This window comes from Psychrobacter aquimaris (assembly GCF_016107525.1).
In the GTDB taxonomy this organism is placed as follows: Bacteria; Pseudomonadota; Gammaproteobacteria; order Pseudomonadales; family Moraxellaceae; genus Psychrobacter; species Psychrobacter aquimaris.
On the sequence record NZ_JABASR010000008.1, the window covers coordinates 111171 to 124141 of the forward strand.

The window sequence follows — 12971 nt, forward strand, 5'->3', positions numbered from 1 at the left end:
TTATCTAAAACGATACCTGTATCATGAAGTGGCAAGGACTAAGTAAAGGTAAAATCAGTAAAATCAGTAAAATCAGTAAAATCAGTAAAATGAGGAGACGATAATGCTCATAAACGCTATGTAAAGCAGGCGCTGTTCACAAAATCATCTTTACTATCGCCTCAATCTCCTCTATGTTAAATAGCATAATACCTCACAGGTATCTAAATCATCTTTTTGCCACACTTTCGCCTTTTTGGGCGCTTTCATTTGTTTAAAACATTTATAACCATAAGGAAAATAATTTATGAGTCAATCGAATACCACAGACGTTACTGCCTATATGCAATCTGTCGGCAAACAAGCACGAGCAGCTTCGCGTGTGCTGGCTGCAGCAAACACTGGTGACAAAAACTCAGCATTAATGGCAATTCATGATGTGTTAAAAGATGCCAAATCAGATATTTTAGCGGCCAATAAAATCGATATGGATAATGGACAAAGCAACGATTTAGAAGCAGCCTTACTGGATCGCCTAGAGCTAAATGATGCCCGCTTTGACGGCATGCTGCAAGGGTTAAAAGACGTCGCCTCATTACCAGATCCTATCGGCGAAGTCACTGACATGACCTATCAGCCATCAGGGATTCATTTGGGGAAAATGCGGGTGCCACTCGGCGTGGTTGGCATGATTTATGAGTCGCGCCCTAACGTGACTTTAGAAGCGGCTTCATTGGCGCTAAAATCAGGCAACGCTATTATCTTGCGCGGCGGCTCTGAAGCGTTTGAATCCAACCAAGCGATTGCCAAGTGTATCTTGGAAGGTCTACAAAAAGTCGGACTATCTGAGCACAGTGTACAAGTATTACAAACGACGGATCGTGCTGCTGTCGGTGAGCTTATCACCATGACAGATTATGTCGATGTCATTGTCCCACGCGGTGGCAAAGGATTGATTGAGCGTATCAGCCGCGATGCTCGCGTTCCTGTCATCAAGCATTTAGATGGTAACTGCCATACCTTTATCGATAGTGATGCGGATGCCGAAATCGCCATCAAAGTCAGCGTCAATGCAAAAACCCATCGCTACGGTACGTGTAATACCATGGAGACGCTATTGGTCGATGAATCAGTCGCCAATGAGCTCTTACCAAAGATTGCTGAAGCCATCATCGCCGCTGATGATGCGATGCAGTTGCGCCTTGATGACAAGTCGCAAGCTATCTTAAATGATAATGCTAAGCTTGCTGGTCATTTGTCTGCAGCCACTGCTGAGGATTGGGATACCGAATATTTAGCGCCTATCTTAGCGGTAAAAGTCTTGTCAGGTATTGACGAAGCCATTGAACATATCAATACTCATGGCAGCCATCATACTGACGTTATCATTACCGACAACTATACCAAGTCGCAACGTTTCATCCGTGAAGTCGACTCGGCGAGCGTTATGATTAACGCCTCTAGCCGTTTTGCCGATGGCTTTGAGTATGGATTGGGTGCTGAGATTGGCATCTCGACCGATAAAATCCACGCTCGTGGCCCCGTAGGACTAGAAGGCCTGACCTCACAAAAATGGATCGTGTATGGTCATGGTGAGACTCGCGCTTAACGTCTTACTGCTTAGCCTATCATTCATTCTCTAATTTAACGTATAATCCACAAAAAACGCCAGCTCAATTGCTGGCGTTTTTTAGTAGTGTCAAATATGTTATATATGCGGCATCAAAACCATGGCGTATTGTAGAAGTCATGCGGCAAGATAACAAAAACACGCTATAGGAATGTGGGCTTATGCAGAGTGGTAAAATCAAGCACTGGAATTCAGATAAAGGCTATGGCTTTATCGATGTGGACAATCAAAGTGAAGATGTGTTTTTTCATGTGAGTAAAGTGCGATTATCACAGCCAATAACCGTCGGTCAAAGCGTCTACTTTAATAGTAAGCGTAATGATAAAAACCAACTACGGGCCACTGAAGTCACTTCCAATGAATTGAGTATTTTAGCCACTCCAGACTCAAATATAACGCATCACCGTTCAAATACTGATAGCCGAAACCACTCTACTGATAATAAAAAAAACTCGCGACACACTACCCGCGACAATCGCCATCATCAGCGCGGCAATCAAAACAAGAGAAGCTTAGGCTCTACCCTATTTAGTTTGATTGCCCTTATTGCTGTCGCTGTTTATTTCTTTGGGGATTTATCATCTGGGTTTTTGACCGATAGTGCTGGTTTAACAACGACATCACAAACCTCATCCGAGATGCAGCCAGAAAATACAGGCGGCGTCACGGGCGATGCTCAGATAGACAATACCATTGCTCTTATTCAACGAGGCGGTCCTTTTCCTTATCCGCATAAGGATGGTACAACATTTTATAATCGTGAGGGCAGATTACCCACGCAGTCGCAAGGCTACTACCGCGAATATACTGTGCCTACCCCTGGCGTATCTCATCGCGGCGCACGGCGTATCGTCACAGGTGGCCATCCACCGACCGTGTATTACTTAACCGTTGATCACTATGATAGCTTTCGCAGACTGGACGTAAAATAATATGAGTAAAGCCATCCACTATATGAACCTGAGTGTTGACCAAAACATTAACCAAAACGCTACAGCACTAAATGCTAGCATGCCCGCTCAGGCTGTTAACATACCTATAAACGACATACTTAATAAAACCACATTATTAACAAACTTAGCCAATGCCTGTGATTTTCCCAGCTATTTTTCACATAACTGGGATAGTGCATGGGACTGCTTAACGGATAGCGAAGTGACTCATCTAATGCTGGATCTAACAGCGGTGAAAAAAATAAACACCGAAGATTTTAATGTCTTTAAAAGCATCATTGAAGATGCCTACAGAGATTTTGGTAAGCCACAATTATGGGTTATTATGCCGTCCGTGGATGATGCCTAGTCGCCAATCATCACACAAACCTGAATGCGAGATAAAACCATATTTATCTCGCATTCAGGTTAATTTATTTTTATAGAAAGGATTAATATATGGAAATTACCCTAAACGGCTATTACACGCTGATATTAGCCACTCTAGTGCTACTGCTTGGGCGCTTTTTGGTCAAGAGAATTAAATTCTTAGAAGATTTTAACATTCCAGAGCCTGTTGCTGGTGGTTTGGTCGCGGCAATAGTTGTCTATGTTCTAAATATCATTTGGGGATATAGTTTTAACTTTCATCAAGGATTACAAACGGCTACCATGCTGATGTTTTTTGCCTCTATTGGCTTGAGTGCTGATTTTAGCAGACTCAAAGCTGGTGGTACGCCATTGTTGATTTTTACCATCGTTGTATCAGTCTTCATCGTCTTGCAAGATGTCGTCGGTGTGGCCATGGCAAGCGCGTTGGGACTTGATCCACTGCTTGGGTTAGTAACAGGTTCTATCGCCCTGACTGGTGGTCACGGTACGGCAGGCGCTTGGGGTATCACCTTGGAGCAGGATTACGGTGTGGTCGGTGCAACGACGCTTGGTATCGCCGTTGCCACCTATGGCTTAGTCGCTGGTGGTATCATTGGCGGTCCTGTGGCCCGTCGCCTGATTCAAAAGTTGGGATTAAAACCAACGCCCGCCAATCCCAATCCTAGTGATATCGAAAAAGTCGCTGGTGCGCAGTCGTTGTATAGTACCAAACATGATGAAGATTCAGCGAGTAGCAATAAAGAAATTTTCGAAAGACCTGATAGCATGCGCTTTATCACCGCCTCATCTACTATCGAAACCTTGGCATTATTCGCAGCAGCGTTGGCCTTCGCTGATGTCATGACGCTTGTTGCCCAAGGCACATGGTTTGAGCTACCTACTTTCGTTTGGGCGTTGGCAGGTGGTGTGATTATTCGTAATGTCTTAACCACTATCTTTAACTTTGATATGTTTGATCGCTCTATCGATGTATTCGGTAACGCTTCTTTGAGTCTATTCTTAGCCATGGCGCTTCTATCCTTAAAGCTATGGCAGTTGACTGATCTAGCAGGCCCTGTATTGGTTATCTTGCTGGTACAGACGGTCATCATGATTGTTTATGTCTATTTCATAACCTTTAAAGTGATGGGTAAAGACTACGATGCAGCGGTCTTGTCAGCCGGACATTGTGGTTTCGGTATGGGTGCAACGCCAACGGCGATTGCCAATATGCAGGCGGTCACAGATCGCTATCTGCCTTCACCTAAGGCGTTTTTGATTGTGCCAATGGTTGGTGCTTTCTTTGTCGATATCGTCAACGCGACGATCTTGCAGATATTTACTAAACTGCCGTTTATGTGATTTGATAAGCAATAAAGTCGAATTAACCTGAATAAGGCTGGGCTACGCTATCGTAACCCAGCCTTTTTTATTGGTTATTCAACCTTCCTATAAAGATGTGATTGAACTAACCTAGATCATTACCTAGTATTGAGAGAGTGATATGAGTAAAGACAAACTTATCAAGTTATCGAAGGAAGAGGAAGAAGCGCTGTTAGATAGCTTAAGAGATTATATGAGCGAAGAGTTTGATTTGGATATCGGTAATTTGCCTGCCAAGTTCTTATTCGATTTTATGGTGGACTTGATCGGCTCTAAAATATATAACCAAGCCATCGATGATGCTGAACCTTGGTTATATGATAGGTTTATGGGTATATTAGAAGACAGTCATGCGTTGAAGAAAGATTAGTAATCATCTTAAGCGACGCACAAAAAAACCGCCTAGAAAATGCTAAGCGGTTTTTCACATCAAACTAAGACGCTCAAGTTTTAAAATACTTCAAGTAACAAATACTTAAAGCAAATTTTTATATACTAAAGCGTAAACCCAATCACATTGAGCTTGTTCTCTTCTGCAAACTCAAATAACTCATGAACATGATTTAAATTCTCAAGAAACGCATTCAAACCTTCTTGGCTATCTGCTTCGTGGTAACCGATATCATGTACCAATTTTTTTAAGTCTGTCGCTGCAAACGCTTTGACAATCTTAGGTACGACTGCCACATCATATAATAGTCCGTCATGCTGCTCATGCAGAGGCGTGCTGTTGTCTGCCAAAAATAACAGATCGCACAAGGCGTAATGCCCCTCTCCCAACAGCTCTATCAACTCTTCCGTATAATGTTCAAAAGATGCTTGTTTCACATCCAAGTATTGATTGTCGCAATTTTCTCTTAGCTCATCCAGCGTAATACCACCATCGAGCATACTTGCTAAATTTTCCTCACGAACACTACAAAAACAAAATGACATAGATGTAGAAATAGACATCGTATTCTCCTTATCTGTTATTAAAAATAAAAACCACCTAGCAGAAGCTAAATGGTTCTTTCTTCAGTTCAATGAGATTGTATAAAAGATAGGCCGCAGGTTAAGTAATCAATAGCGAGTATTATGTAAGTAAGATAAGTAAAACTCACAATCTTGACTGGTTTGCTCATCTGTCATTTTAGCGCTTTTCTTTATACTGGATTTTCACCTGCTACAGATTATTAATCGCGTTTCACTGAATTATTTGGCCAGTTTATCTAGCATTGTAGATAGCCATACATTGTTATCTACAATATACGTGTCCCCTAGCGCTAGGATCTCATCAGCCGCTTGCACAGACTCAGGATGATCAATCATCGCTTCTTGTATATACGTCTGTCCATACGACACCATATCTACCATACTCTTGTTAGTCACTTCAAAATGACATTGCCAGCCCAGTACCCACGTACCTAATTCTTTATGCTTTGGCGTTTGATAAATAAAACCTTGATTGGCCCAAGTATGTGACGTTGCAATTGGCGTCGCGCCTTTGGGACATTCAAAACCATCGCCATGCCAATGAAATACAGTGAATTCATTCTTTGGCAAATCTGCTAGCAGCGGATGCGCAAGCCCCTGTTCGGTCAATTGAATGGGCAGCCAGCCAACCTCTTTTATGCCTGATGGCGCAACTTTCGCCCCCAAACTATCTGCAATCAGTTGTGCACCCAAGCAAACACCAATCACGGTTTTTCCGTCATTAATACTTTGCTGAATGAAGGCTTTTTCATCAGCTAGCCACTGAAAGTCACTTTCATCATGAATGCTCATTGGTCCACCCATAACGACTAACCAATCAAAACTGTCTTGCGCGGGTAATGGCTCATTTTTATAAAAACGTGTGACCGTAATACTATGGCCTCGATTATCTGCCCACTGCTTGATATGGCTGAGCTCTTCAAAATCAACATGGTAAAGAGCATGAATTCGTAGCACCATCAAATTATCCTTTTATTAAAAAAATAAAAACCGCCTAGCAAAAGCTAAGCGGTTTTTGTTATACAGCTCTCAAAAAGAGTCAGTTAATACTTACTGGTTTTTTTCGTAAACTGGTAACTCTTTGCAGATTGCTTCTACTTTACCGCGTACTTCAGTTGCTACGGCTTCGTCACCGCGGCTGTCTAACACGTCACAGATCCAACCTGCCAAATCGGCCGCTTGCGCTTCGTTGAAGCCGCGAGTAGTAATGGCTGGCGTACCGATACGAATACCAGATGTTACGAACGGCGATTTTGGATCATTCGGTACGGCGTTTTTGTTCACAGTGATGTGTGCGTCACCAAGCCATTTGTCCGCTTCTTTACCAGTCATTTCTTGCTTCACTAGGCTGATCAGCATGAGATGGTTTTCAGTACCACCAGAGATGATTTCATAGCCACGCTCTTGGATGACTTTTGCCATTGCTTGTGCGTTTTTCACGACTTGCTGCTGATAAGTTTTGAAGTTGTCTTCTAACGCTTCTTTAAAGCAAACTGCTTTTGCCGCGATGACATGCATCAACGGGCCACCTTGGTTGCCTGGGAATACGGCAGAGTTTAGTTTTTTGGCAAGTACTTCATCACGCGCCAAAATCATACCTGAACGTGGGCCACGTAGGGTTTTATGCGTGGTAGTTGTGACCACATCAGCGAAAGGTACTGGGCTTGGGTAAACACCACCAGCGACCAGACCAGCTACGTGTGCCATATCGACCAATAAATACGCGCCGACTTCATCCGCGATGTCACGGAAACGCTGCCAATCCACCACTTGTGAATACGCTGAAAAACCAGCAATGATCATTTTTGGCTTGTGCTCACGCGCCAAGCTGTCTACTTGGTCATAATCGATAAGACCAGTACCATCTACCAATCCGTACTGTACAGCATTGTAGTTCAGACCTGAGAAGTTAATGTGTGCGCCATGAGTCAAGTGACCACCAGCGTCTAAGCTCATGCCTAGTACGGTGTCATTTGCTTCAAGTAAAGCTAAAAATACGGCAGAGTTTGCTTGACTACCTGAGTGTGGCTGGACGTTGACGTACTCAGCACCAAACAACTCTTTTGCACGATCAATGGCCAATTGCTCAACAACATCAACATGCTCACAACCACCATAGTAACGCTTACCAGGATAGCCTTCAGCATATTTGTTGGTTAGATCTGTGCCTTGCGCTTCCATCACTGCTTGCGAGCAGTAGTTTTCAGACGCAATCAATTCAATATGGTTTTCTTGACGAACGCTTTCTGCAGCCATCGCTTCAGCAAGTACTGGATCAAAATCTTTGATAGAAATATCTTTAAACATAGTGATGTCCTAGGTAGTGACTGTCATTGAAAAGAAGCTTATAGGCTGCCCACAATAAAACGATTACTGTGTCAACGTCGCTCAAAGTACCGTCGGTACTTCTACGCTCAGTTTTATGGTATGACCATTATTGTGAATTGAGTCTATTAGCAAAGATAAGTAGGAGTAAGCAGAGGCAATTGGCCTGTTATTAACTTGTCCAATTCGGCAATAAACTCGATACGCGTTGGCATCAAAATCATCGCTAAACATTAAGTGTAACATGAAAATTTGTGCGGTGAGCGCAAAAAAACCTCACTGAAAGCTGAGTAAATTAAATGGCGATATAACGCAGATAAATAGCCAATAAAATAAACGGTTTACCGATACCAGACTTCGCCTAGCATGTTTTTGGTCAGTAAATTATTAGTGATATCTATCTATTGACTGCCTACTTAACGGGCATTTGACTGTCAGTAGTGACAAATGCCGGCAAGAAAGTTTCGCTGATCAGCAGCTGGCGACCATACCAATCATAACGTGTTTGCCGTTGCCAGCCCTCACTTGTCCGCTGGATAAAGCGCTGATGTGGCAAGGTGCGACTGCGTTTAAACAATACATAACCGATGGGTGTGGCTTTGAGCTGCGGTAGACGGCGGGCGTGACCTTTGAGACTGGGTAACGGAAAGATACTTTGCGCGGCCACCCACGGGCGTGCGTCATTGCCATATAGCTGCGCTTCACGCACCCATGCTAGCATGGGACGATTCAGCATGGCACCTGTGATATTCAACTGTTTTTTTTGTGCCAATGACAGTAACCGGTAACCTTCAAAGCTACGCTCCACGCGCAAGGGCTGCCCTGCTTTTACCTCTAACACGGCCGTGAGAGAGCCTGCGACATTGAGCCACGAGAGTAGCTCACTAGGAGGAGATAAATGGGTAGGACAAAAGACTTGAGTGCTGGACATAGTTAACGGCTAATAGTGAAATAATAAAAAAGAAAAACGAGCGTTAGGCGTGTAAAACAGCCCCTAAGTATTGGTATCAAAGTCTGGCATATTATCTGCATTAAAGGGTAATGCCTCAAACGCTTGCTGACGATACTGCGCCATATGCTCACGGTCTTGGGCGCAAAAACTGGCGATAGCTGGTACAAAACGTGGGTCATAAATACGGTGGATAGAGTGCGTTTTCGTTGGGATAAAGCCACGAACCAGCTTATGTTCCCCTTGCGTACCTGGATCAAAATATATTAACCCTTGCTCGATGGCAAACTCAATACCTTGATAATAGCACAGCTCAAAGTGTAAGCTATCGTACTCACCCAGTGCCCCCCAATAGCGACCGTAAAGAGTGGCATTTTCGCTATGGCGATCATCGTATAAGAACAAGCTACTAGCGATGATTTCTCCAGAGCCATCTAGCGCTTGTGCGAGCATTAAGTGCTCAGACATAGTCGCTGCCAGTATCATAAAAAAATCTATCGTTAAATAAGGCTGTTGTCCACGTACTGCATACGTCATCACATAACAATGATAAAAGGCTTTCCAGTCCTCATCGGTAATGGCATCACCGCATTTACGTTGGCATATGATGCCTTGCTCAGCAACCTTACGACGCTCAGCACGGATAGTTTTGCGTTTTTTGGCTTTTAGCGTCGCTAAGAATGCTTCAAAATCAGCAAACGGTTGGCAGTCTTGTAGCAAGTCTTTATTTTGCCATAAGAACTGACAGCCTTGTCGTTCTAGTATGGGCATATCAAGCGCGGGTGATTCTAAACCATTGTCCTGAACTGCTAGCAAATGTGCTATCTCAATATCATTAGGCATAGATGCCGTCGCAATCGTAGCCAGCTCAGGCGTGACGAATAATCCATGCCAGCTTGAGGCACCCACTTGCTGAGCAATATCGTCGACGCCCGCGATAGCTGCCTTTATAATATCGGTGGTTAATGTCTCACCTTTTGCCAACCATAGCCGCTGACCCGTAATCGGTGTATAGGGCACGCTGGTGACCAGCCTTGGATAATAATCCACACCATAACGCGCGTAGGCTTCTGCCCATGAATGATCAAAAACAAACTCACCGCGATGATGACCTTTTATAAATACTGGCATCACCGCGACAGGGTGTAGTGCAGTATCCTCAGCGTCATCGTCGACACGATGAACCAAAATAAATATCGGTAGCCAACCTGCCTGCTCTCCAATCGCGCCCGTATCGGCAAGCGCTTGCCAAAAAGCAAATGACATAAAAGGAGTATCGGGCGTTTGCCAGTCTGTTTGACTCTGCCAGCTGGTATCATTGAGTAATGCATATTGTAAACTCATAATGCTCACTATTTATTTTTCTATGGGCGTAGTTTTTTATACTTTGTTTCGTATACGACTAGCTTAGCAAAATTCTACTCATCCTCTGTCACAATTATGCTCTCATAGCTTTCAGATGAGACGAGTAAAACCGATAAAGATGCGCTCTCGATAATAGTTATTATCACAGTAAAGTCATCTATAGTCTTATAGATGATTTTGTTTATCATCTCATTTCTAAAAGAGGATTGAAAATTGCTTAGTCATGACTCATAACTATGATGTGACTGGCAGTTTTTTGAATAATGACGGTATTAGGAATCGTTTTACGACGAATATTAGCGGGCAGTGTTTGTATAGAAAGGATGAAATTTTTTCAGATGACTGGTAGAATAAGGCTCTTAATAGCTTAATGTAATTAAGACATATTAGAAACAACCGAAAACACTACACATAGTTCATTATGCGATATTGACATCGTATCAGATTTATAATCAGTTAACTATAATGTAGCGTCCGCACTCTATTTTCAAGTCATTCAGATGAGCAGGTCGTTCAGACAAGACAGTCAAACTGCCCGCTTAGCGACAGAAAAATCCTAAGCAGACTCGATGGTCTCCAAGAGACTGCCTATAAAAAATTAGCGATAAACTATTTAGTATCATTGCATGGTCCATTATTACGTAAGAGCTGCATGGAATTATTAATTTATATTTGAGCCTTATTATTAATTACAACCAAAAGGAATGTCCACCAAATGTCAAAAATTATTTATACAAAAACTGACGAAGCACCAGCGCTAGCAACCTTATCATTTTTGCCGATAGTAAAAGCTTTTACTCAAACAGCAGGCATCGAAGTTGAAACCAGTGATATCTCTGTTGCTGCCCGTGTGTTGGCTGAGTTCCCAGATTATTTAACGGAAGAGCAGCGTGTTCCTGATAATCTAGCTGAGCTGGGTCGTCTGACTCAAGATCCAGACACCAATATCATTAAACTGCCTAATATCAGTGCTTCTGTTCAGCAGCTAAAAGCTTGTATCAAAGAGTTGCAAAGCAAAGGCTACGCTATCCCTGACTTTCCAGAGGATCCTAAGACAGAAGAAGAAGAAGAGATCCGTAAGCGTTATGGCAAAAGCTTGGGCAGTTCTGTTAACCCAGTATTGCGTGAAGGCAACTCAGACCGCCGCGCGCCAAAAGCGGTTAAAAACTATGCACGCAAGCATCCACACTCTATGGGTGAATGGAAGCAATGGTCACAGACACACGTATCACACATGCACAGCGGTGATTTCTATGCTGGTGAGCAATCTATCACCTTGGATAAAGCGCGTACCGTACGTATGGAGCGCGTGGCTGAAGATGGCACTATTAATGTCTTCAAAACAGGCATTTCATTGCTGGATAAAGAAGTCATCGACTTGATGTTTATGAGCAAAAAATCATTGCTTGATTTTTATGAGCGCGAAATGGAAGACTGCCGCGAAGCCGGTATCTTGTTTTCATTGCATGTAAAAGCCACCATGATGAAAGTATCGCATCCTATCGTGTTCGGGCATGCTGTTAAAACCTATTATAAAGATGCTTTCAACAAGCATGGCGCTTTCTTTGACGAGCTAGGCATCAACGTCAATAACGGTATGGCCGATTTATACGACAAAATCTCTACCCTTCCTGCCTCTAAACGTGAAGAAATTGAGCAAGACTTACATGCCTGTCAAGAGCATCGCCCACGCCTAGCGATGGTTGATTCATCAAAAGGTATCACCAACTTCCATTCACCAAGTGACGTGATTGTTGATGCGTCTATGCCTGCGATGATTCGTTCAGGTGGCAAAATGTGGGGGGCTGATGGCAAAATGTATGATTGTAAAGCAGTCATGCCTGAGTCTACTTTTGCCCGTATCTATCAAGAAATGATTAACTTCTGTAAATGGCATGGCAATTTTGATCCAACTACGATGGGTACCGTGCCTAACGTTGGTTTGATGGCACAAAAAGCAGAAGAATACGGCTCACATGACAAAACGTTCGAAGCGAGCGATTCGGGTATGGCTCGTATTGTTGACGAAGAAACTGATGAAGTGTTGCTTGAGCAGTTTGTTGAAAAAGGTGACATCTGGCGCATGTGCCAAGTCAAAGATGAACCTATCCAAGATTGGGTGAAACTCGCCGTGCGCCGTGCGCGTGAATCAGATACGCCAGTTATCTTTTGGCTAGACCCTTACCGTCCACACGAAAACGAGCTAATCAAGAAGGTCGAAACTTACCTGAAAGAGTACGATACCGAAGGCCTGCACATTGAAATCATGTCACAGGTTCGCGCCATGCGTTATACACTAGAGCGCGTTGCCCGTGGTCTTGATACCATCTCTGCGACCGGTAATATCTTACGTGATTACCTAACGGATTTGTTCCCAATCCTAGAGCTTGGCACAAGTGCTAAAATGTTGTCAGTAGTACCATTAATGAAAGGCGGCGGTTTGTTTGAAACAGGCGCGGGTGGTTCTGCACCTAAGCACGTTCAACAGTTACTAGAAGAGAACCATTTACGTTGGGATTCATTGGGTGAATTCTTGGCCTTAACCGTCTCTTTAGAGCATCTGGCCACTCATGATGACAATGCCAAAGCCCAAATATTGGCAGATACGCTGGATACGGCGACAGAAAAACTGCTGTTAAATGATAAAGGCCCTTCACGTAAAACTGGTGAGATCGATAACCGCGGTAGTCACTTCTATCTGGCGATGTACTGGGCTCAAGAACTGGCGGCACAAGACCAAGACGCTGATCTAAAAGCACAATTTACACCGCTTGCACAAAATCTTGAGAGCAATGAAGCCGCTATCGTTAAAGAGCTAAATGAAGCTCAAGGCAAGTCTGTCGATATCAAAGGTTACTACTTAGCTGATGAAAAACTGGCAGAGCAAGTCATGCGTCCAAGCACCTTGTTCAATGAAGCATTAGCCTCATTGTAATTGAATAATGTGCCGACGTAGCAGATAACTGGGCTTAATTTTCTTTATCTATAAAGACTTTTGAATCCAGTTTAGGCAAAATAAAAACACCGCTTAGGTCTCAGACTTAAGCGGTGTTTTTTATTC

11 protein-coding genes are annotated in these 12971 nt (G+C 43.4%); 6 read left to right on the forward strand and 5 right to left on the reverse strand.

What is annotated here, in order from left to right:
* The first annotated feature begins 286 nt into the window (after positions 1-286).
* The 5 genes from JFC10_RS08790 to JFC10_RS08810 all read left to right on the forward strand — a co-directional run bounded on the left by JFC10_RS08790 (position 287) and on the right by JFC10_RS08810 (position 4666).
* Positions 287-1588 carry a glutamate-5-semialdehyde dehydrogenase gene (locus JFC10_RS08790; protein WP_193012454.1) on the forward strand — a complete coding sequence of 434 codons (1302 nt, stop codon included), beginning with the start codon at positions 287-289 and terminating at the stop codon, positions 1586-1588.
* A 182-nt stretch (positions 1589-1770) separates the two neighbouring features.
* On the forward strand, positions 1771-2541 hold the full coding sequence (locus tag JFC10_RS15020) for a ribonuclease domain-containing protein (protein ID WP_198332528.1): 771 nt from the start codon (positions 1771-1773) through the stop codon (positions 2539-2541).
* A gap of 1 nt (position 2542) precedes the next feature.
* A complete protein-coding gene (locus JFC10_RS08800) occupies positions 2543-2911 on the forward strand; it encodes a barstar family protein (protein WP_193012456.1) in 369 nt (122 codons plus the stop codon).
* A gap of 89 nt (positions 2912-3000) precedes the next feature.
* Positions 3001-4275 carry a sodium/glutamate symporter gene (gene gltS / locus JFC10_RS08805; RefSeq protein ID WP_193012457.1) on the forward strand — a complete coding sequence of 425 codons (1275 nt, stop codon included), beginning with the start codon at positions 3001-3003 and terminating at the stop codon, positions 4273-4275.
* A 142-nt stretch (positions 4276-4417) separates the two neighbouring features.
* Positions 4418-4666, forward strand: coding sequence for a DUF2164 domain-containing protein (locus JFC10_RS08810; RefSeq protein WP_198332529.1), 249 nt, complete (start codon positions 4418-4420; stop codon positions 4664-4666).
* A 125-nt stretch (positions 4667-4791) separates the two neighbouring features.
* Here the strand turns inward: JFC10_RS08810 and JFC10_RS08815 are convergent, their stop codons facing one another.
* From JFC10_RS08815 to JFC10_RS08835, 5 genes are all read right to left on the reverse strand, one after another.
* On the reverse strand, positions 4792-5250 hold the full coding sequence (locus tag JFC10_RS08815; RefSeq protein WP_198332530.1) for a hypothetical protein: 459 nt from the start codon (positions 5248-5250) through the stop codon (positions 4792-4794).
* 240 nt (positions 5251-5490) lie between these two features.
* Positions 5491-6231 (reverse strand): type 1 glutamine amidotransferase, encoded by a 741-nt coding sequence (locus JFC10_RS08820; RefSeq protein WP_198332531.1) that lies wholly within the window; start codon positions 6229-6231, stop codon positions 5491-5493.
* Between the two features lie 90 nt (positions 6232-6321).
* A complete protein-coding gene (gene glyA / locus JFC10_RS08825) occupies positions 6322-7578 on the reverse strand; it encodes a serine hydroxymethyltransferase (protein WP_193012461.1) in 1257 nt (418 codons plus the stop codon).
* 430 nt (positions 7579-8008) lie between these two features.
* Positions 8009-8527, reverse strand: a complete 519-nt coding sequence (locus JFC10_RS08830) for a chorismate--pyruvate lyase family protein (protein WP_198332532.1) — start codon at positions 8525-8527, stop codon at positions 8009-8011.
* 63 nt (positions 8528-8590) lie between these two features.
* Entirely contained in the window at positions 8591-9889 is a 1299-nt protein-coding gene (locus JFC10_RS08835; protein ID WP_198332533.1) for a GNAT family N-acetyltransferase, read from the reverse strand.
* A gap of 736 nt (positions 9890-10625) precedes the next feature.
* On the opposite strand from JFC10_RS08835, the gene JFC10_RS08840 reads away from it, so the two are divergent.
* Positions 10626-12845, forward strand: coding sequence for an NADP-dependent isocitrate dehydrogenase (locus JFC10_RS08840; protein ID WP_198332534.1), 2220 nt, complete (start codon positions 10626-10628; stop codon positions 12843-12845).
* Positions 12846-12971 lie beyond the last annotated feature (126 nt).